Source organism: Streptomyces odontomachi (assembly GCF_024435355.1).
Taxonomy (GTDB): Bacteria; Actinomycetota; Actinomycetes; order Streptomycetales; family Streptomycetaceae; genus Streptomyces; species Streptomyces odontomachi.
Map to the genome: position 1 here is coordinate 1 of NZ_JAMJWG010000042.1, position 21,313 is coordinate 21,313.

General features: G+C 67.7%; 16 protein-coding genes, 1 tRNA gene and 2 pseudogenes. 14 read left to right on the forward strand and 5 right to left on the reverse strand.

The window, feature by feature from the left end; translation table 11 throughout:
- Positions 1–117 precede the first annotated feature (117 nt).
- The 3 genes from NQO67_RS41565 to NQO67_RS41575 are packed head-to-tail and all read right to left on the reverse strand — an operon-like array spanning position 118 to position 2,676.
- The gene (locus tag NQO67_RS41565) at positions 118–912 is read right to left on the reverse strand and encodes an ABC transporter permease (RefSeq protein ID WP_255955795.1); all 795 of its coding nucleotides are present in this window, start codon (positions 910–912) and stop codon (positions 118–120) included.
- Positions 899–1,630 (reverse strand): ABC transporter permease, encoded by a 732-nt coding sequence (locus tag NQO67_RS41570; protein ID WP_255955796.1) that lies wholly within the window; start codon positions 1,628–1,630, stop codon positions 899–901. Before NQO67_RS41570 ends, NQO67_RS41565 begins: the two co-directional genes overlap by 14 nt.
- 59 nt (positions 1,631–1,689) lie before the next feature.
- Complete coding sequence (locus NQO67_RS41575; RefSeq protein WP_255955797.1) at positions 1,690–2,676, reverse strand: ABC transporter ATP-binding protein; 987 nt, start codon at positions 2,674–2,676, stop codon at positions 1,690–1,692.
- A 306-nt stretch (positions 2,677–2,982) separates the two neighbouring features.
- Here NQO67_RS41575 and NQO67_RS41580 point away from each other — a divergent pair, with 306 nt between their 5' ends.
- The 12 genes and pseudogenes from NQO67_RS41580 (at position 2,983) to NQO67_RS41635 (ending at position 17,755) form a co-directional block, all read left to right on the forward strand.
- A complete protein-coding gene (locus tag NQO67_RS41580) occupies positions 2,983–4,065 on the forward strand; it encodes a hypothetical protein (protein WP_255955798.1) in 1,083 nt (360 codons plus the stop codon).
- On the forward strand, positions 4,062–5,924 hold the full coding sequence (locus NQO67_RS41585) for a RiPP maturation radical SAM C-methyltransferase (protein ID WP_255955800.1): 1,863 nt from the start codon (positions 4,062–4,064) through the stop codon (positions 5,922–5,924). Before NQO67_RS41580 ends, NQO67_RS41585 begins: the two co-directional genes overlap by 4 nt.
- 376 nt (positions 5,925–6,300) lie before the next feature.
- Positions 6,301–7,449 (forward strand): nucleotidyltransferase family protein, encoded by a 1,149-nt coding sequence (locus NQO67_RS41590; RefSeq protein ID WP_255955801.1) that lies wholly within the window; start codon positions 6,301–6,303, stop codon positions 7,447–7,449.
- A gap of 228 nt (positions 7,450–7,677) precedes the next feature.
- Positions 7,678–8,773: pseudogene (locus NQO67_RS41595) on the forward strand (integrase core domain-containing protein).
- A gap of 164 nt (positions 8,774–8,937) precedes the next feature.
- Positions 8,938–9,159, forward strand: a complete 222-nt coding sequence (locus NQO67_RS41600) for a hypothetical protein (RefSeq protein WP_255955802.1) — start codon at positions 8,938–8,940, stop codon at positions 9,157–9,159.
- Positions 9,143–9,664 carry a DUF6879 family protein gene (locus tag NQO67_RS41605; protein WP_255955803.1) on the forward strand — a complete coding sequence of 174 codons (522 nt, stop codon included), beginning with the start codon at positions 9,143–9,145 and terminating at the stop codon, positions 9,662–9,664. The genes NQO67_RS41600 and NQO67_RS41605 overlap by 17 nt, the downstream gene beginning before the upstream one ends.
- A 21-nt stretch (positions 9,665–9,685) precedes the next feature.
- Entirely contained in the window at positions 9,686–10,531 is an 846-nt protein-coding gene (locus tag NQO67_RS41610) for a helix-turn-helix domain-containing protein (protein ID WP_255955804.1), read from the forward strand.
- A gap of 659 nt (positions 10,532–11,190) precedes the next feature.
- Complete coding sequence (locus tag NQO67_RS41615; RefSeq protein WP_255955806.1) at positions 11,191–11,364, forward strand: FxLD family lanthipeptide; 174 nt, start codon at positions 11,191–11,193, stop codon at positions 11,362–11,364.
- Positions 11,365–11,525: 161 nt separating this feature from the next.
- A complete protein-coding gene (locus NQO67_RS41620; protein ID WP_255955824.1) occupies positions 11,526–13,481 on the forward strand; it encodes a lantibiotic dehydratase family protein in 1,956 nt (651 codons plus the stop codon).
- Positions 13,478–14,548, forward strand: coding sequence for a lanthionine synthetase C family protein (locus NQO67_RS41625; RefSeq protein ID WP_255955808.1), 1,071 nt, complete (start codon positions 13,478–13,480; stop codon positions 14,546–14,548). Before NQO67_RS41620 ends, NQO67_RS41625 begins: the two co-directional genes overlap by 4 nt.
- A gap of 50 nt (positions 14,549–14,598) precedes the next feature.
- Positions 14,599–16,653: a methyltransferase, FxLD system gene (gene fxlM, locus NQO67_RS41630; RefSeq protein ID WP_255955809.1), complete on the forward strand. Its 2,055-nt coding sequence runs from the start codon at positions 14,599–14,601 to the stop codon at positions 16,651–16,653.
- A gap of 67 nt (positions 16,654–16,720) precedes the next feature.
- Complete coding sequence (locus NQO67_RS41635; RefSeq protein WP_255955810.1) at positions 16,721–17,755, forward strand: hypothetical protein; 1,035 nt, start codon at positions 16,721–16,723, stop codon at positions 17,753–17,755.
- Positions 17,756–18,248: 493 nt separating this feature from the next.
- On the opposite strand, the gene NQO67_RS41640 is transcribed toward NQO67_RS41635, so the two are convergent.
- A tRNA-Pro gene (locus NQO67_RS41640) sits at positions 18,249–18,322 on the reverse strand.
- Positions 18,323–18,612: 290 nt separating this feature from the next.
- Here NQO67_RS41640 and NQO67_RS41645 point away from each other — a divergent pair.
- Together NQO67_RS41645 and NQO67_RS41650 are read left to right on the forward strand one after the other, a co-directional pair.
- Entirely contained in the window at positions 18,613–19,263 is a 651-nt protein-coding gene (locus NQO67_RS41645) for a thiamine pyrophosphate-binding protein (RefSeq protein WP_374119297.1), read from the forward strand.
- A gap of 335 nt (positions 19,264–19,598) precedes the next feature.
- Positions 19,599–20,510, forward strand: a complete 912-nt coding sequence (locus NQO67_RS41650) for a transketolase family protein (protein WP_255955812.1) — start codon at positions 19,599–19,601, stop codon at positions 20,508–20,510.
- Between the two features lie 167 nt (positions 20,511–20,677).
- On the opposite strand, the pseudogene NQO67_RS41655 reads toward NQO67_RS41650, so the two are convergent.
- Positions 20,678–21,043 (reverse strand): annotated as a pseudogene (locus NQO67_RS41655) (DUF742 domain-containing protein); the annotation flags it as partial.
- Positions 21,044–21,313 lie beyond the last annotated feature (270 nt).

Here is a 21,313-nt window from a genome sequence, read left to right on the forward strand (position 1 = left end):
CTAGCCGGCACCCGGGGTCGAGCCGCGCGACCGCCTCGCGTATCTGCGTCCGGGAGGGCGCGGGATCGAGCTCAACCCGGATGGGCCTGATGATCTCGTGCATGACCGGCCCGCCCCCTAGACGAAGTCGCCTGTCGCGTGCACCCGGGCACGGTGCCCCTGCCATCGATAGAGCCCGGCGGCGACGGCCGCCCAGCCGATCCCCACGATGGCTTCGAGTCCCGCCTGTGCGACCCAGCCGCCCGCGGCCTGGGCGGTTCCCGGGTCGAGGTAGGCCCGGATGGCCAGTACGCCGTGGCGCAGTGGAAGCATCGAGCCGATGGCGTCGAGTACGGGGGCCCGACCGGCGGGGACGACCATGCCGCCGGCGACGATCAGCAGGTACTGGAACCCGTTGTTGGCCAGCACCTCGGCCCGCCGGCCGAGCGAGGTGGAGGCCACCGCGAGGCCCGCCGCCGCGCTGCTGGCGGCCATGAGCAGGAGCAGCGGGAGCAGCGGGAGCAGCGCGAGGCTGGTGGCGGCGTGGCCGGTCAGCGGTCCCGTGACGGCCAGGCACAGCAGGACGGCGATCATGGCCTGCCCCAGCCAGGGCAGCGACCGCAGCGCGAAGATGGTGGCCGGTGACACGTCGCTCTGCTGGAGACGGTGAAAGGTGCCGGCCGCCTTGTCCTCTCCGGGCAGATAACCGAGCCCGCCGATGGTGCTCAGGGTCAGCACCATGGCGACGGAACCGGTGAACGCGAACTCCCCGCCTCCGGGGCCGCCCGTGACCCGCCCGAGCATCGTGTAGAACAGGCTCTGGGCGATCGCGATGGGCCAGATGCCCACCAGCATGATCCGCGGCGGGTGAGCCGCGAGGTGTTCGAGAAAGCCCAGCCTGATCGTGGCCTGCGCCTGGTCAGAAGAGATCAAGTGTCGCCTCCGCCCGAGCTCGGGTGACCATGCGCTCGAAGAGCAGTGCTCCGGCTACGCCGTACGCCACAGTCAGCCCCAACGCGATGACGAGCGCGCGCAGGTCGACCGTTCCGGTGGCGGCACCGGCCAGGAACTCCTGGAGCCAACGGAGGCTGATGCCGTAGCAGAGCCAGCGCACCGCCCACGGCAGCATCCGGTCCGGTACGAGCATCCCGCCCAGCAGGTACACCACGTAGATCACTGAGGTGGACAGCGTCGCCGCGTGCCGGGTGAGCACGAACAGGCAGGCCAGCAGCAGACCCGCGGCGGCGCCCGAGACCAGCACGGCGGCCACGCCGACGGCCAGCCAGCCTGGGTGGCTGAGTTGCACGGGGAGGCCGAGTAGCAGCAGCACGACCAGGGTGGTCGCGGCGATCGCGACGATTCCGGTCAGTCCGGCGCCGAGTCCCTTTCCGATGACTATCAGCCGGGCGTCCCGCGCACCGGTGACGGCTCGGCCGAGTACGCCCTGCGCCCGGTCCCGGGCGAGGACGGCGGCCGTGCCTCGGATGGTCACCGCCCAGAACGCGGTCAGCAAAGTGCCGAAGACCGCCCGCGACACCGCGGGCGGCGACGTGTCCGCGGAGCTGTGCAGGACGATCAGCAGCAACGCGGCCGGCTGAACGACCAGGAAGACCAACATGCCCGGGGTGGCCCGGATTTCCGCGATGCGCATCCGGGCACTGGCTGTGATCACTTCGATGCCGCTGACGCACCGTTCGACCAAGGGGTGACTCACGCGGTCACATCCGATGCCGATGCCGAGGCGTCTGCCGGCGCGTCGAGCGACGAGGCGAACGACTCCTCCAGGCGGGCAGGCCTGACCTGCATGTCCAGCAGGTCCCGACCTTTCAGGAGCTCGCCGATCCGGGTGAGCGCCCCGCCGTCCCAGCTGCGCAGCCGGAGGGTCAGCTCGGTACCGTCCGCCGTCCGCTCCAGGGAGTCGACCGACATGCCATGGGGCAGCAGCTGTCCGGGATCGTCGAGTTCGCCCCGGACGCGGACGGCTACGACGGCCGCGTAGCCCGCGCGTTCGGCGAACTGGGCGAGCGGCTGGTCTGCCGTCAGACGGCCGTGGTCCAGCATCACCACCCGGTCGGCGAGCCTTTCGACGTCCAACAGGTAGTGACTGGTCAGGAGCACGGCCACCCCGTCGGAGCGCAGCCGTGCGACGGTGTCGCGCAGCCGGTCGGCCTCGATCGGGTCGAGGCCGACGGTGGGCTCGTCGAGGAGGAGCACGCGGGGGTCGGCGATCAGGCCGATCGCGATGTGCAGACGCTGTTTCATGCCCCGGGAGTAGGTCTCCACCCGCCGGTCGGCGGCATCGGCCAGACCGACGCTCGCCAGCATGGCCGGCACGCGCTCACGCAGCAGGGCCTTGGGTAAACCGGCGAGCATGCCGAAGAACCGTAGGTTCTCCCGCCCTGAAATCCTCGTGTACAGACCCCGATCGCCGCCGAAGACCACTCCCACCAGGCGCCGCGCCTGTCTGGTGTGCTCCACGACGTCCGCGCCGAGCACCCGGACCGTACCGCCGGTGGGGAGCAGCAGCGTCGAGGCGATCTTCACCAGGGTCGTCTTGCCCGCGCCGTTGGCACCCAACAGCGCGACGATCTCGCCGCTGCGCACATCGAAGGAGACGCTGTCCAGTGCCTTGATCCGTTGCCCGTCGGCGCCGAACGATCGAGTGACGGACTGGACCTGAAGAGCGGGCTCTGTCACCGTGCATCCTCCTTTACGGCCGGACGCGCGAAGCGGCCGGACGCGCGACGCAGAAGGATATGAAAGATCGAATACCCTTCCGGGTTCCGCGGCCTGTACGAATTCGGAATATCCAATTCCCCTCGATCGGCGTGCGATTGTCCCGGCAATGCGCTGTCGCGGATTTTTTATGTTGGCAGGGCAAGCATCGACTGTCAACGATCCTAAATGGAACAATACGCTCCGCATGTGCGACTGTGTGGCTGCGCGAGTAGGGCTTCCAGCCCGATAAATATCTTGTTGCGTAGCTCTTGACAAGGCAGGTGGATGGAGCTCAGGATCAGGGATCTCCTGTCCGTGACAGCTAGATCTAGGGGAAAGTTCCAGATGTTTTCTCCGGTCGCCATGCTGAGCCCTGATTACGTGTTCTCCGACAGCGCGCGACTCGATCTGTGCAAAGAATTCGCGGGCATACCTTTCAGTCCCTACCGATGCTACGAGCCGTTTCGCCGCAGCGTGCGTGAGCTGGTCGAATCCGGGCGGCTGCCGCGCTCGTTCACGGACTTCTGTAGGAGTGTCGACCGGGATCGCCGCGTCGAGCGGCCTGTGGTGCTCATACGCAACTGCCCCATCGACCAGGACGTCGAGACTTTCGATCCGGACGATCCGCTGTACTCCAAGTACCGGATCAAGAAGACGTTCATCGCGGAAGCATTTCTTGAGGCCTACGCGTTTCTTTCCGCTACCCGCCCCGTCGGGCGGCTCGACATCAGCGGCGGCGATGTCTTCTACGATATCTATCCGAGTCGCATCAGATGGGAAACGCACTCGTCACGTGGGGTTCTGGGGCAGCCCTTCCACAAGGATCTCGGGAATCAGCCGGTCGTCCCGGAACATCTCTATATGATCGGCATGCGCACCGACCCGGCCAACGAGGTCTACACCTCATTCGTTCGAAACGTCGATGTCATCGGCCTTCTCGACGAAGCGGAACGTGAATTACTCCGTGCTCCGGTGTACGTCACGCCCTCCGATCCTGATCTGCGTGACGGAGGAGTCGACAACTCCGAGCGCGACGTGCATCCGATCCTGACCGGCGAAGCAGAATTCCGGTTCATCGAGGGACGTACCCGGGGGACGAGTCCGGAGAGCCGGCGGCTCGCCGAGAAGCTGGCTCTGCTGCCCCATGAGGTCAAGAAGAGACTCCTCATGCAGCCGGGCGATTTCGTCGCGGTCTGCAACAACCTGGCCCTCCACGGACGCGAGGTCGTACGGGTCGGCGACGAGAACGCCCTGCGCACGCGCTGGCTCATCAAGTCTCTGAACCTCGACGAACGGACCGCGCGCTCCCGTGGCCTCATGCGCCACACCGACTACCTGCTCGCCGGCCCGCAGGAGGTGGGGCGTTGAACACCGCGGAGCGCACGCTGAACGTCGCGCTGGTCAACATGCCCTGGTCCCGGCTCGATGCGCCGTCCATCCAGTGCGGGCTGCTCAAGTCCATCGCGGCAGCCGACGGGCACTGCTGCGAGGTTCACTACCCCAACCTCGAGTTCGCGCTGCTGATCGGACCAGAGGTCTACAACTCCGTCTCGGAGATGCACGCGGGCCGCCTGCACCTGTTGGGCGAATGGCTCTTCTCGTACGCCGCGTTCGGCGAGGTCACCGCCGAGCACGAGTACTTCGCCGACTTCCCCGAGATCGCCGGCATCTGGCGCGACCTCACGGGCAAGGGGACCGACGACCTGGTCACCCTGCGCCGGGAGGGCGTCCCGCGCTTTCTTCGAGAGTGGGCGGACACCGTCGATTGGAGCGCGTACGACGCGGTCGGGTTCACCTCGACGTTCCTCCAGAACGCCCCGTCCCTCGCACTGGGCAGACACCTGAAGGAGCGCCATCCCGACCTGCCGCTCATCTACGGCGGAGCGAACTTCGACGGGCACATGGGCATCGAGTACGCGCGCCACATCGACTGGATCGACTACGTGGTCAGCGGCGAGGCCGATCTGGCGTTCCCCGCGCTGCTGCGGGCCCTCGCACGGCGGGAACCCGTCGGCATCCCGGGCGTGCACGGTCGCGGCTGCGCCCAGGAGAGCACCGCGATCAGCACACCGATCCTGCGGAACCTCAACACTCTCCCCACCCCCGACTACCGCGAGTACTTCAGCCGGATGGCGCAGGACGACCGGTCCCGCATCCTCGGTGGCGAGCCCGTCAAGATCCCCGTCGAGTTCTCGCGTGGTTGCTGGTGGGGCGAGAAGCACCACTGCACGTTCTGTGGCCTGAACGCTCTGGGCATGGCCTACCGGTCGAAGAGCGGCGACGGCGCGATGGCGGACCTGGAACTGCTACTCGGCCAGTATCCGGCGCTGCACGTCGATGCCGTCGACAACATCCTCGACATGAAGTACTTCTCGTCGCTCTGCTCGGACCTGGCCGAACGCCACTGGGACATCAACCTCTTCTTCGAGACCAAGTCCAACCTGTCGCGTGCCCAGCTCGCGATGCTGCGACAGGCTGGCGTCCACCGGATCCAGCCGGGTATCGAGAGCCTGAGCACCAACATCCTGGAGCTCATGCGCAAGGGCTCGAACAAGCTCATCAACATCAGACTGCTGAAGTGGGCGCGATATTACGGCATCACGGTCTTCTGGAACATGCTCACCGGATTCCCGGGCGAGACCGATGCCGACTACAAGGAGCAGTTGGATATTATTCCGGCGCTCTGGCATCTGCAACCGCCCTCCGGATCGGGGCAGATCTGGCTCGAACGCTTCAGTCCCTATTACACCGATCCCTCATTCCACATCTCTAACATCAGGCCGCGTGCCTGCTATCGGCATGTCTATCCGCAGCGCATGGACCATACCGAGATAGCCTATTTCTTCGACTACGACGCTCCCGACATCGCGAGCGGCACGGCCCACAGTGCACTCGACAGTGCAGTCGAAGCCTGGCAGAAGGCCTGGGAGGGGCCGCCACCTCGCTTGATCTACCAGGCGGCGCCCGGCCGGATCACGGTCATCGACCAACGGACCGGAACGCCACGTCGCGCGGTGCTCACCGGCTGGCGGGCGGCAGCGTACCTCGCCTGCGGCGAGGCGCCGCGTACAGCGGAAAGAATCCATGACGAACTCGGTCATGGCTGCGATTCCCCCGGGCTCCACGAGCTGGAATCCTTCCTCAGGGGCTGCCTCAAGGCGCAGATCCTGGTGGAGGACCGTGGAAAGTACCTCTCCCTGGCGCTTCCCGAGAATCCGGGTTGGTAGCAGGCCAGGAAGAGAAAGGCCGAAGCCGCACGCAGTGATCAGGGTATTCGGCGAGTACGACCGTGCCGCATGGTACGCGGAAGTTATGTCCAGAACATGAATCCGAGCAGAGTGGAAGTGAATTCCGACATGATGTGCAACGTGGTGCAGCCGCAAATAGCCGAGGAAGAGTCCCAGGTCCGCCAGGACAGCCGCGAGGAATTCGAGGGACAGCTTCCCGCCGAGCCCGTGGCCGCCGTGGGCGGCGAGGGCTGACCGGGACGGATGGGGCATCGCCAGAGTGCGACTCGTCGCGAGGCCGGGTGACCGGTCCCGCGACGGGCGCCTCTCGGCGACCTCCTACCGTCCACCGAGCGGGGTGCGAGGAGCGGATGCGATGGCGGGCACGGGGACGACGCGTGTGGTGAACGGTGCGGATGCGGGCGGCGGGGCGGGCGCCCGCTTAGTCGACCAGCTCAGCCTCCCGCTACTGGCCAGAATCTTCGGGCTGGACGAGGGCGTCTCCCCCTATCTGTTGCTGTCCACGGCGGCTCAGGTCCGCAGCACGCTGCCGCACCTCGTGCTGTCGGTCGCCGAGCGCGAGGGAGCAGCCCTCGGCTCCGGCTCCCGCGACACCCTGGCGCGTGCCCGCGGTCGGGCGTCCGGGTACGCCGACGTCATGCGAACCGTGGTGGCACGCGCGCCGTCGGCAAGGATCGTCAAGGGCGCGTCGATGGCGGCCTCCTATCCGCGTGCCCTGCTCCGGCCCGTCGGCGATGCCGACATATGGGTGCCCGAGAGGACCGAACTCTGGCGTGCCGCCGCCGCGATCGTCGCCGAGCGGCCCATGGCCGACGTCCGGATCACCCTGTACGGCACCCCCGCGCCGTTCCCCGTCGTCACCGTGCAGTGGCCCTCCGAAGATCCCTGGCTGGACAAGCCCATGAAGGCTGAGCTCTTCCCGACTCCGTTGGCCGGCAACGGGCGAGCTGTCGGCCCGCGCATGCTCGACCCGGGTGCCGGACAGACCGTCCATGACCTGATGGCACTCTGCGAGGAGGGCTTCCAGCGGCCCTTCAACCCCAAGGACATCGCAGACGTCCTCGTCCTCGCGGACAGTCCGCTGCCCCCGACCGGGGTGCTCGTCGCCGCGACCGCCGAGTACGCACTCGCGCCGGAACTCGCCCGGCTGCTCGACTACGCGGCCCGGTGGTGCGACATCGGATCACTGGAGGAACTGCGCCTGGCCGTCGCCGACGAGGCGCGCAGGGAACGCGACCGCCGCGACCGCTGGCGCCGCAGCCGGGTGCCGGACCATGTCACGAACCCGGTCCGGCGCTGGCTGGCCTACGGCATGCCGGTGCCGAGTGTGGTGCTGAACCGCGTGGATCCGGCGACGCGAGGCGACGACGCGTCGTACGAGGACTTCGTCGGCGACCACCTGATCGCCCGGACACCGCTCGGTGACTTCCTCGCGACCACACGCGAGGTGGTCAGCGCGCAGGATGCCCGTGCCGCCCGCGCGTACCTGGCGTCCTCGGTCTGACGCGGGCGTTCCCTGACTCGTCATGCGGAGGTCGTCGGTTCGACTCCGACGGCAGGCCTTGGTGAAGCCCGGGTCGGACGCCGCTGGCCTCGAGGATGCCCTCCCGGTTGGCGCAACGGTGTGCGTGCCGAAAAGTCTATCCGTGCTGGTGAAGAGCCTGGCTGGACAAGCGAGCCTGGAGGGCTGATCAACGTCCCCGGCAGGTCAACTCCTGCATAATGATCGATCGTGTTACTACGCTTGGCCTATCTGGCAGTCACGAACGCTTTCGCCGCACTGCGGCTGCTGCCGATGAGCGACCGGGACAAGGACGTGGAGATCCTCGCTCTGCGACACCAGCTCGCAGTCCTTGAACGGCAGCTCGGTATGACCCGGCCGGACTTTGCACCCGAGGACCGCGCGTTCCTCGCCGCCTTACTCCACAGCCTTCCCAACAAACCCTGCGCAGGCTACGACTGCTGATCCGCCCGGACACCGTCCTGCGCTGGCACCGAGACCTCGTAAGGCGTCGACATGCCGCCCGCTCACGCCCCAGGCGCACCGGCCGGCCACGGACCATACGGTCCATTCGGCTCCTGGTCCTGCGGCTCGCGAAAGAGAACCCGAACTGGGGCTACCGACGGATCCACGGCGAACTCGCCATGCTCGGCATCAGCGTCGCGGCCTCCACTGTCTGGGAGATCCTGCGCACCGCCGGAATCGATCCGGCTCCGCAGCGCTCCACCACCACCTGGGCCGACTTCCTGCACGCGCAAGCCGATGCCCTCCTCGCATGCGACTTCTTCGAGACCGTCACGCTGACCGGTACCCGACTGCATGTGCTTGCAGTGATCGAGCACGCCAGTCGGCGGATCCGGATCCTGGGAGCCACCGCGCACCCCACCGCCGCCTGGGTGGACAAGCCGCGCGGAACCTGATCATGGACCTGGAGGACGCCGGTCATCGCACGCGTTTCCTGATCCGGGACCGGGACGGCAAGTATCCCCAGCTGTTCGACGCAATCCTCGCGGCTACCGGGATCGAAGTGGTACTCACCGGCATCCGCATGCCCCGCATGAACGCGATCATGGAACGCTGGGTACGCACCTGCCGCCGTGAGCTGCTCGATCGCACACTCATCTGGAACCAGCGCCATCTCCTCTACGCTCTCCGGGAGTTTGAGGAGCACTACAACAGCCATCGCCCGCATCGTGCGCTCGGCCAATCATCACCACTGCGCTCACACCCCGAACCAATCACCGATCCGGACCAGATCACCCACCTGAACATACACAGACGCGACCGCATCAGCGGAACCCTCCACGAATACCACCGTGCCGCCTGACCAGCTCGGATGACCTTTTCGGCACCCACAACGTCCGATCGTGCACCCCGCAGCCGATCCACTGGCACCGTGCGTGCAAGTTCGTGCACACTCCTGGTGAGGGGTAAGGCCTGGCGCGCAAGCTCGAAGAAGTCACTCGTCCAGACCGACGAACAGGACTGATCATGGCATTGCACAAGCTCGGCAAGGACCCCGAGAGTAAGAACGGTGGCTCGCCCACCGTGTACTACGACGACGAGACCGACAACTACATCCTGCAAGGCTGGAAGGTCACCGACTCCGCACGGTTGTCCAACATGGACATCCCCGGCCACGAGACCGTGATCGAATTCCCCAGGCGCATGGTGCAGTTCTTCCTGGAGGTGAAAGGTGGCGACGGAGTCTGAGTTCGACGCTCTGTTCCGCCGTGCACGTACGTCCGCAGTCCACCTGGAGATGCGGGACAGCTACATGCGCAGCGATCCGTCGTTCATCGCCTGGCAGAAAGGCGAACCGCCGCTAACGACAGAGGAAGACGAGTGGTGGGCCAGCCTGGTACGGGAGTCGGTTCAGCGTGGCGTCGCGGTCCAGAGGGCCCGCATCGTCTCGGAACCCATCAGTGACTACGTACGGTTTGAGTACGAAGCCACCGAGGGGCACAACGCGGCGGCCGGGGAGGAAGTCCGGTGGCTGCCCCGCCGTCGGGCCACCGACCTGGCGCTACCCGGGAACGATTTCTGGTTGTTCGACTCCCGCGTGGCGCTCATCATCCATCTCTCCGGGGACGGCGAGTGGCCACCGGGAGGCGGCATCGAGGTGACCGAGGATCCCGCGGTCGTGGAACTGTGCGCAGCAGCCTTCACTGCGGTGTGGAAGCGCGCAGTCCCGCACGCCGAGTACAAACCCGCGTAAGCCCTCGCACTGCCCGTCCTCATGCCATCACCGTCATCCAGCGTCCAGCAGGCCAGGGAAACGTTCGGCCTGCGCCTGCGGGCGATCCGCAAGGACGCTGGCCTCACCTGCCGTGAACTGGCACGCCGGGCAGGCTGGCACGAGTCGAAGTGCTCGCGGCTTGAACACGGCAGGACGCCACCGTCCGACGACGACATCCGGTCCTGGGCCACCCTGTGCCAGGCCCAGGACCAGATCCCTGATCTCATCGCCTCCGCCCGCGGCATAGACGGCATGTACATCGAGTGGCGTCACCGTACGCGCGCCGGCATGCGCTCGTCGCAGGAAGCTGTCCTGCCCCTGTACGAGCGCACCCGACATATGCGGGTCTACGAACCGGGTGTGATTCCAGGCCTGCTCCAAACCGCCTCATACGCACGCGCGCTAATGGGCGCAATCATCGCCTTCCAGCACATCCCCGACGACACGGAAGCCGCGGTCGCCGCTCGTCTGCACCGGCAGAAGGTCTTGCACGAGGGCGGGCGCACCTTCGCGTTTCTTGTGGAAGAGTCCGCTCTGCGGGCTCGCGTTGCCCCGGATGATGTGATGGCCGGGCAGTTGGGGCACTTGCTCAGCGCAGCCGCGTTCCCGCAGGTGAGCCTTGGAGTCATCCCGGCCAGCGCGGTCCGCGGCATGTGGCCCGTGGAGGGATTTTGGATCTTCGATGAGGAACGGGTCCTCGTCGATCTGGTGACCGCCGAGATCACCGTGACGCAGCCGCGCGAGATCACCCTGTACGAACGGACGTTCAGCGCACTGGCGGATCTGGCGGTCTACGGGACGGCGGCCCGGAGCGTGATTACGTCCGCCATCGATGCGCTCGGGTGACGTCGTGCAAGTTCGTGCACATTCCTTTTCCGGCACATACGCGCCTCCGTACGGTCATTGAGCAGCGGGAATTCTTGATCCCCACCACTGCTGTCGCCGGCACACCGAAGCTCTGGCCATTGCCTCTGCTGGAGTCCGGCGCACCACACGCCGTCGTCTCTGAGGCGCGCACCACCGCGTCCGAACGGCACTTTGTTCCCGCATGAGGAGATCTGTGCCATGTTCTACGTCCGTTGCCTTCAGCCGATCGAGGAGAACGAGTCCTCCCAGGCTCAGTTGGTCGAGAGGCCGTCCGGGCCGGCGTTCGTCACCTACCGCCATCAGGTCTGCCTGGGGAGTGTCCGAACCGGCACAGAGACCGTGCGGCCGTCGCGAATACGGGGCTGCCTGCGGCTGCCAGCCTCCGCCTGAGCTCTCCGGTCTTCGCCGACGTCGTCAAGCACGACGACCAGCGCAGCGCAGCCTCCGGCTTGCTCGACACCGTTCCCCTGGACTGCCCCACTCGCCGCGGGAATCCGATCGTTCCCCCGGTGGTGACGACGCAGCGGGCGGAGTTCTCACCTCTTACTGGCATCAAGTCGCCGGGCCGGCGGAGATCGCCGTGATCCCCGCTGGGTCCGGAACCTTGCACCACCAGCCCATTGCCCTAAGGAGCCTGCATGACCGTGCAAATCGACCGCCCGGTTACTCCCCAGCAGCCGACCGCCGACGACGACCCGTTTCAACTCGACATCACCTTCATCGAGAACACGCCGACGACCGAGACGGTGCTGATGTGCAGCACCGGCGACAACTGCGGAAGCTCCTGCCCGAGCGCCTGCACCACGTCGTAACACGCCGGTCCGTCGCTGTGGGCCGGACGGATCGCCTCCGTCCGGCCCACACCCTTCCTGCCAAGAACGGAGTCTGGGTGATGACGCGCTTACGGCACAGCCTGTACAGGGGGACCGGCGAAGGGATGCTGCGCGCTGCGGCGAACCTCGCCGAGCCAGTTATGCCGCCCTGGCCGGGACCTGCCGCTCCGCTCCGGCGCTGGCGTACGTGGCTGGCCGTAGTCTGGGCCGACGACACCTTCCGGCAGGCTGTGTCCAGCGCCAGCCCGGACCTCGCACACCAGGTCCAGTCGATCGTCGATGGCCGCTCGCCGAAGGTGCGCCGGGTGCGACGTGCGGCACTGGCCACAGCCCGGTACGCGATCAGATACGCGCGGCGCTCCACCCCGTTCGGCCTGTTCGCAGGCGTTGCGCTGGTCGAGTTCGGCAAGAGGGCCGAGGTGCGCGTCGGGGAACGGCACCAGACGGTTGCCCGACCAGGACCGGTGGCTCTGGACGCAGCGATCAGCGCCTGGGAGGGCGACGGCGAGCGCATGGCCGACGTTGACGTATGCGTGAACAATCTTGCTCAGCAGCGAAAAGGGCGGGTTCACGTTCCGTCCGAGGGCGCCTCGGAGTTCTCGCTTGCCCTTACGCCTGCCTTCGCACTCGTGCTCGATGCAGCCCGATCACCGATCCGATACTCGGCCCTGGCGGAAAAGCTCGCCGCCGAGCTTCCAAGTACGGCTGAACACCACAGGGCCCGTCTGCTTGCGCAGCTTCTGCGGGTGCGGTTGCTGCGCTCGTCACTGCGCGCTCCCGCGACCGTCATCGATCCCACGGACGTCCTTCCCTCCACCCAGCGGAAGGAGATCCGGAGCACCTCGTCGGCGACGGATCTGAGGCTGGACGCCACGGTCCGGCTCCCGAGCGCGGTCCTGACGGAAGCGGAGACCGCCGCGACCGTTCTGGCTCGGATCGCCACACACCCGAACGGCATCCCGTCATGGCGTCGCTGGATCGATCAGTTCGCTGAGCACTACGGCGAAACTGCCGAGGTCCCTCTGAATCTGGTGCTGGACCGCGAGAAGGGCTTGGGCTTTCCCGACGGGTTCGGCCACGTGTCTGAGCCTCCCCGCCCCATGACCCGACGGGATCGACTGTTGCTGGAGATCGCGGGCGCCGCAGCGGCTGAAGGCGCTCGCTCGGTGCCGCTGTCCGGCGCGATGATCGAAGAACTGGAGTCCGCCGCGGGCAAGCCCGCTGGTACCGCGCCGCACCTCGAACTGGCGGTATCCGTCAACGCCCGCTCGACGCAGGCCCTGGAACGGGGAAACTTCCGACTCCAGGTGTCCACCATCTCGCGCTCGGCCGGCTCGATGACAGGCAGGTTCTGGCACCTCTTCCCGGATACCGGCGCCACGTACGCCAACCTGCCCACGGTCGAGCCCGGCGCGGAGCTGGCCCAGCTCTCCTTCCACCCCAGTCGCATCCCGGCCGACCTGCTCGCGCGAGCCCCGCGCGTGTTGCCCCGGCTGGTCAGCGTCGGCGAGTTCCGCCATCCCGAGAAGGACGTGCTGTTCCCCTCTGACCTGAACGTGGGCATGCGTGACGGCCGCCCCTACCTCGCCGATGCCGCCACCGGCACACACCTGGAACTGCTCGCACCGACCGCCCTGAACTTCCTATGGAACAACAACACCCCACCGCTGGCACGCTTCCTCGTCGAGATCAGCCGGGCCACAACTCCACAGGTGACCTGGTTCGACTGGGGCGCGGCATGGACGCTGCCCTTCACCCCGGCCGTGCACTACCGCCGCTCGATCCTGGTGGCCGCACGCTGGAAGGTACGCGCTCGGGACCTGCTCGACCGCACCGCGACGCTGGATGAGTGGGCCGCGCGGTTCCATGCCTGGAGGGGCCGCTTCCGCGTACCGGACCGCGTGCTGCTGACCGAGGACGACCAACAGCTTCCCCTCAACCTGCACCAGGACATGCACCTGGACCTCCTGCGTACCCACCTTGACGCCAGCCCGACCGGCATTGCGACCCTCCATGATGCGCCCCCGCCAGAGGCTGACGGATGGATCGACGGCAGGGCCCACACCCTCGTCATCCCCATGAAGGCGCGCTCATGACAGCGCCGACCCCACCCGGGACTCAGGATCTGTCCGAGGGCGCCCTCGGAGTGGCACTGCTGCACTTCGAACGCGGCGACCTCGCCTCCGCCCACAACAGCCTGACACGCGCGGTTGCCGGCGGCGTCAGCGCAGGAGGCAACGCCTCGCTCTTCCACGGCGCCCCGGCACTGGAATTCGTACTCAGCCGAGCCGGCCACGCCGATCGCGATGTCCGCGACACCGTCGATCGCATCGTGACTGCCCGCCTGGCCGCAGCACACCGGCGGCAAGCTTCTGGGGCACTGCCGCATCTCGCGGAGTTCGACCTCATCCGAGGCTTGACTGGTATGGCCGCACTGCTATTGGGCCGAAGCGCGGCTCCGTTGCTGCTGAAAGAGGTCTTGGCCTACCTCGTCTCGCTGTCACAGCCGGTCCACCTCGAGGGCCGTGAGCTGCCGGGGTGGTGGTCGCAGGCCGGGCCCGCCGACGAGCAGATGAACGGCGGACATGGCAACAACGGTGTCGCTCACGGCATCGCTGGGCCCTTGGCGGTACTGTCCCTCGCCACGCGGCAGGGCGTCCAGGTGCCGGGGCAGCACGACGCCATCGAGGTGTTCGCGCACTGGCTGGACACGTATGGCTGCTGCTACTGGACCACCCACGACCAATTGACGGCTCCTAAGCCGCCCGAGTCAGCGCCCGCGCGCCCGTCCTGGTGCTACGGCCAGCCCGGCATCGCTCGCGCTCAGCAGCTCGCCGCGCTCGCCCTGGGCGACCCGGCCCGCCAGCTCGCGGCAGAGGACACCATCGCGAACACGCTCTCCGACTCGACCTACCTCGACCGGATCACCGACGCCTCGCTGTGCCACGGATGGGCCGGCCTGGTGACCGTCGTCCGTGCCGTTGCCGACGACAGCCCCGCTCCCACCCGGTTCGTACCGGTGATCGACGACCTGACCACCCGCCTCGCCGCTGACCTCGACCGTCTGTCCAAGCCCGGATTCATGGAGGGCCGTGCCGGCGCACGACTGGCCCTGGACGGCACGAACACCACCAGCTGGACCAGCGCCCTGCTGATCGCCTAACCCACCCGGCACCCGAACCGAGCCCACCGACAAGGAGCGCCCACGCAACCATGGACTTCGACGACGAGAACCTTCCGATTACCGCCGAGAAGGACTGGTGGCAAACCAGCGTGTCGTTCCCGGGCAGCACCGGAGTGAGCCCGCAGGCCGCCCACGCGCTCTCGGCCGCCCTGCGCGACCAACGGTTTCACTTCCTACGCAAGGACGGCGGGCTGAGGCTGCGCACCGAGCACTCCGCAGCAGACCTGTTGAACGGCCTCGTCGCCGAGCGGCAGGTCAGCGGCTGGGTCGGTGGCGTCTACGAACCGGAAATCGAAGCCTTCGGCGGCCCCGCAGGTATGGACGTCGCACACAACCTATTCTGCGCGGACAGCCGTGCCGCCCTGGCCGAAGTCGGCAGTCCAGGCGCCAGAGAGCGCTGTTTCCTGCTGCTCTCCGCCATGATTCGCTCGGCCGGTCTTGACCCGTTCGAAGCAGGCGACGTTTGGGTGAAACTCAGCGCCCTGCGGCCTCCCGTCGCCCCACCCACCAATCCCGCACGCGACCAGGCGATCACGGCCATGCGACGCCTGATGAACGCCGACGCAGCCCGACGACCGGACCCGGAGCCTGGATGGGCTGAACGTGTTGCCGCCTTCGAAGACGCCGGCCGTCACCTGCGCCGACTCGCCGCTGAGGGGCGACTGATGCGGGGCTTGCGCGCCATCCTCGCCCATCACGCGATCTTCGCCTTCAACCGCGCAGGAGTACCCGTGAGCGAGCAGGCCGCCACAGCGTGGCTCGCTCGTCAGGTCGCCTTCAGCGCAGGTGAAGCAGTCCACGTGCCCACCCACCGGTCCGCCTCACCGGACCCTGACCTCACTCAAATGGAGATCACAGTGCCACCCGCTATCGACCCCGCCGAACTGCGTGATGCACTCGTCAGCCGCCTCGTTGCCAGCGGCCACCTGCGCACCCCCGCCATCATCGACGCCTTCCGCACTACCGAACGCCACCAGTTCCTCCCCGGCACCGACCTTCACAAGGCGTACATCGAGGATGCGGTGCCCACCAAGCACGACGAGAACGGCGAGATGATCTCCTGCATCTCCGCACCGTCGATCGTCGCCACCCAGCTGGAGCAGATGGGCGCCAAGCCCGGCCACAAGGTCCTGGAAGCCGGAGCCGCCACCGGCTACAACGCCTGTCTCCTGGGTGAACTCGTCGCCCCCAGCGGCCATGTGTGGACCGTGGACGTCGACCAGGACCTCGTCACCGGAGCCCAGAAGAACCTCGCCGAGGCCGGCGCCTCGAACGTGACTGCACTCCTGGCCGACGGCGCCGCCGGCCTCCCCGAGCACGCACCCTTCGACCGCATCCAGTTCACCGTCGGCGCCGGCGACGTCCCCGTGAAGATCCTCGACCAGCTCGCCCCCGGCGGACGCCTGATCCTCCCGATGCGGATCCGCGGCAGCATCTCCCGCAGCTTCGCCTTCGAACGGGACGACAACACCTGGAAGACCGTCTCCTGCGAGATGGCCACCTTCGTGCCCCTCCGCAAAGGCGTCTGCAACGACACCTACACCCTCGTCCCCATGGACGGCGAGGGCAACGTCCGCCTGGAGACCTTCAGCGAACAGCAGGTCGACCGCGACTCCATCCGCACCGTCCTCGACCAGAAGCAGGCCAAGGTCTACACGGACGTGAAGTTCCGCCAGGGCGACCCGTGGGAGTGGCTGTACCTGTACCTGGCCTCCGTGCTCCCCAACGGCCTGTCCCGCATGCCCGGCCAGCGCCCCGGCTTCACCCCGCACTTCGGCTGGGGATCCATGGCAGCCCTCGACGGCGACAGCCTGGCCTACCTGAGCATCCGCGAGGGCGAGGACGGAGGCGGCCGGTACTGGGAGATCGGCGTCATCGGCCATGGGTCACACGCCGCCGAGCTTGCCGACCAGGTCGCGGGCGAGATCCGCGACTGGAACGAGGGCTGGGGCAACACCGCACCGGAACCCAGCTTCCGTATGGCCATCGGCGCCACCCGCGACCAGCTCACACCCTCCGACCCGCGCTTCGTCATCGACAAGACCTACAGCCGTCTCGTCATCGACTGGCCGCGCAAAGGCTGAACCGATGCCCCTCGCGATGGCCAGCCGCATCCCACTGGTCCGCCGCCCCAAAGCACCGGCGCTCCCGATGGACGAACGCATCACCCACCTCACCGAACTGACCGTCGCACCCGCCGGTGCGAGCCACCACGATCTGGTGGCCCGCGCCAGCGGGGTCCTCAACTACGCCGCGCTCATCGCGTCCGACGTCGCAATGCCCGACCTGGCCGGCGACCTGTGTTGGAGACAGCACCGGGTATTCGCCGATGCTGGAAACCTCTCGGGAGACATCGCCGTGATGTCGCTCATGCCTCTCATCAACATCTCCCGGCTACTGACCCGTGAGGGCGACGGTGAAGCCGCCTACACCGTGCTCAAGCGCCTGTACGGTGCCGCCCAGAAGCGCGGCACGGCCGAGATCTGCGGCAGGACCGTCGACCTTTCAGTGCTGACCGGCACGGAGACGGACCACCGGAAGGTCTGTGAGGAGCTGTGGGTCACCGTCCTTGTCGACGGTGCCAGGGCCCTGGCGCGGATGGGCCGCTGGACCGAAGCAGCCCAAGCCATGACCGCTCACCGTGGCGTCGGCAACCGTCTCCTCGACGGCCGCCAAATCCTGATCATGTCTCTGATGGAACGCGGCCTCGACCAGCAGGCTCGCGACACCATCGACTCCACCACCTGCGCAGAACCATGGGAGAACGCCATCGCCGCCCTCCTGCGCATCCACTGTCGACCCGCGACAGCAACCGTTCCACCGCAGGAGCTGGACGCCGGCCTACAAGGGGTTTCCGCGCTGATCGCCACACCCGACCCCTCGATCGCAGCGTTCCAAACCCGAGTCGGACTCACAGCACTCGACCTGATCCACGGCCACACCAGCCCCCACGCGGCTCCCTTGCACGACGCCATCGCGGACGCGGCCGTCCTCGACGCCTATGCCGCCCGCGAAGTCCTCACCCACGCCCTGACACGTCCCCACCTGACCAGCGAGCAAGAACAGAAACTTGACGCCGCGCTCACCACGTCAGGGATCGGCACAGGGCGCCTCTCAACACCCCACATGGGCGCCCTCACCGAAGCCGTGGACAAAGCGGAAGTCGCACTCCGCAATCTTCTCTGATCCCACCTATGGGGCGTTTGGGCTTACGCTCTGTGCCCCTCAGGGCGAGGGCCATCAGACCCCCTTGCAGGTTCTACGGAAGAAAAGAAGCACCCACCACCCTCCCCCGCGTTCAACATCTCCATGCATCCACAGCTGCCACCCCCAGAAACCGACATACCGACCAGAGAAAATCAGAAATGGGGTCAAGAATTCGCATGGCCCCATACCGCGGATTCCAGATATAGGGCCAGCGCTCCCACCTCCGCTCCCACTGGGAGCACGGACGACCAGCAGCAAGAGCGCAAGCACATACCCACAAAGCCACCCGATCGACGGAAAGCCAGAGGTCACAAAACAGGCACCAATGTGAACGCGCACGCAAGAATCCGGATAAGCGTGCAGCAGCCCGAGTGGGAGCAAACAGGTAAGGGGACACCTGGGAGCACGGGAAAGTAAAAGAGGGACCGTTGATAAACGGCCCCTCACCTGCGACTTTCGATTGTTCGAAAAGTCGGGACGACAGGATTTGAACCTGCGACCCCTTGACCCCCAGTCAAGTGCGCTACCAAGCTGCGCCACGTCCCGATGCTCGCTGACCTGGGCTTCCCCTGGCCGAACGTGCAGGGAAACCATACCGCACTCGTGCCGGTGGTCGCGCATCCGTTTCCGCGGGCCGAGCCGTCCAGCCCGGGCCCCTCGGCCGTCCAATCCGGCCCCGTGCCGTCCGGCGAACGCTTGACTTGAAGTTTTGTTCAAGTTGCAGGCTCGTGGTCATGACGACGACAGCGCGCATCCAGCGCACCCAGAACGGCCGGCCTTCCCAGCAGGACGACCGACCTAACCGGCAGTACGGCTACGAGGACCTGCCCCAGCTGATGGGGCTGATGACCGGCGACGAGAAGCACGGTCCCGCGGCGACCTCCACGCTCGACGCGCTGTGGGTGCTCTACGACCGGGTGTTGCGGGTCTCCCCCGACACCGTCGACGATCCGTCCCGGGACTGGTTTCTGCTCTCCAAGGGGCACGGCCCGATGGCGTACTACGCGGTACTCGCCGCCAAGGGATTCCTGCCGGTCGGCTGGCTGCACGGGTTCGGCTCGTACGACTCGCCGCTCGGCCACCATCCGGACCGGACGCTGGTGCCCGGTGTCGAGATCGCCAGCGGCTCGCTCGGTCACGGGCTTCCCATGGCGGTCGGCGCGGCGCTGGGGCTGCGGATCCGGGGGTTGCCGGATGCACGGGTGTGGGTGCTGGTGGGGGACGCGGAGCTGGACGAGGGCAGCAACCACGAGGCGATCGCCTTCGCCGCGCCTGCGGGGCTCGACCGGTTGCACACCGTCGTCATCGACAACGCCTCCGCCACCTACGGCAGCAGCGGCGGCAGTGCGGCGCGCTTCGAGGCGGCCGGATGGTCGGTGCGAGTGGTCGACGGACGGGATCACGAGGCCCTCTTCGAGGCCTTCACCACACCGCATCCGGGCCGCCCCCTTGCCGTTGTCGCCCGTGTGGAACCGAAGAACGGCTGAGGCAGCTGAGGCGGTCGAGGCGGCTGTGACAGCTGGGCCGCGTGCCCAGGTCCCAGGTGCGTTGCCTGTTCGCGCCGTCCATTCCGGTTCGCCGATGGCGTCTCCCCCTTCTCCCCTCCTTGTCTCCGCTCCCTGCCTCCCCGCCCCGTTTCCTCGGTGCACCCGCCCGTTCTCCTTCTCCTCTCCTCTCCTTCTCCTCTCCTTCTCGGTCCGGGCCGCTTCCGTCCCGAGCCGCTTCTCTCCCGGCTCGTTCCTCACCCACCACCCTCAATGCCCTCCTCCCCCACTCCTCCGTTCCTTCGTTCCTTCGTTCCTTCCGAAAGGACATCACCGTCATGGACACCATGCGTGACCGGTTCGCACCAACCGTCACCCGGCTGCTCGACGAGGATCCCCGCGTCGCGGTCGTCATCGCTGAGATCGGCAAGGACGGTCTCGCGGACGCGCTGCGCAGGCACCCCGACCGGGTGATCAATGTCGGGATCCGTGAGCAGCTGCTGGTCGGGGCGGGCGCGGGGCTGGCCCTGGCGGGTCTGCGGCCGGTTGTGCACACCTTCGCCAGCTTTCTGGTGGAGCGGCCCTTCGAGCAGGTGAAACTGGACTTCGGGCATCAGGACCTGGGGGGTGTGCTGGTGAGCGCCGCCGCGTCGTTCGACTGGCCCGCGGGTGGCTTCACGCACATGGCGCCTGGCGATGTGGCGCTGCTGGACACCCTGGACGGTTGGACGGTCCACGTGCCGGGCCATCCGGACGAGGCGGAGGTGCTGCTGCGACACGCCGTCGCGGCGGGCGACGACAAGGTGTACGTGCGGTTGTCGGTGCAGTCGAACCGGGCGGCCAGGCCCGTGGACGGCGCGCGCTTCGTCCCCGTCCGCACGGGGACGGGTGGTGTGGTGATCGCGGTGGGTCCGCTGCTCGATCAGGTGCTTGCGGCCACCGAGGGCCTGGACGTGACCGTGCTGTACGCGACGACCGTGCGGCCCTTTGACGTCGCTGCCCTCCGTGCCGCCACCGTGGCGGCTCGCCCGGACGTCGTCCTCGTCGAGCCGTACCTGGCGGGCACGTCGACCGGTGTGGTGAACGACGTGCTGGCCGATGTGCCGCACCGGGTGCTCGGCCTTGGCGTGGCCCGCCGCGAGCTGCGCCGTTACGGGGAGGTCGACGAGCACCTGGCGGCCCACGGGCTGACGTCTGCTGCGCTGCGGGCGCGGATCAGCGGCTTCCTGGCTGCGCCGGCACCGGTGTGAGGACACGCCGTGCACCTTGCCGCCCCTGTTGTCGACGGTCGGCTGCTCGGGGGCCCACCGCCACTCGCGGGTGTGGGCGGCCGCGGCGGCCGGGTGGTCAGGCGACCCGTGCGGGCCGCGGCGGTCGACGGCGGCGGGCCACGGGAGACGCACCGCCGCGCGTCGTTTCAGAGCCGGCGGCGTAGTCCGTCGAGCACTGCCTCCAGGAGGGAGCGGTCCACCGGGTCGTCGTAGTAGGCGGGTGCCTGCACGGTGAGTGACCCGGCGTCGAGGAGGTCGCCGAGCAGCACCTTCGTGACGGCCAGGGGGAGACGCAGGCGTCCCGCGACCTCCGCGACCGAGACCGGCGTACGGCACAGGGCGAGCGCCTGTCGGTGCTCCGGGGTGAGGTAGCCGAGTGGCGCCGTGCCCGTGGCGTGCAGCCGGGCGAGCAGGTCGAGCGCCATGACGGGGCGGGTGCGGCCGTTGCTCACCGTGTAGGGGCGGACGAGCCGGCCGGCTGCGCCGTCGAACCACGGGCCGTCGTCCGGCGCGAACCCGGTCCTGGACCCCGCCCTGCCGGATGCCTCGACGGGTACACCAGCAGACGCACCAGCAGACGCACCGGCAAACGCACCGACAGATCCGTCGACGGATCCACCGACAGATCCGCCGACACGTGTCTCACCTGGGGCGTTGGCGAGGGCGTGGCCGGTGGAGGGGGCCCCGCCGCAGGAGCAGGGCGGGGGCGTGGTGGGGGCGCCGTTGCGTGGCGCGGCTTCGGCCGGCCGCCGGTGTTGTGGCGCTGCCCGCGCACCCGGCTC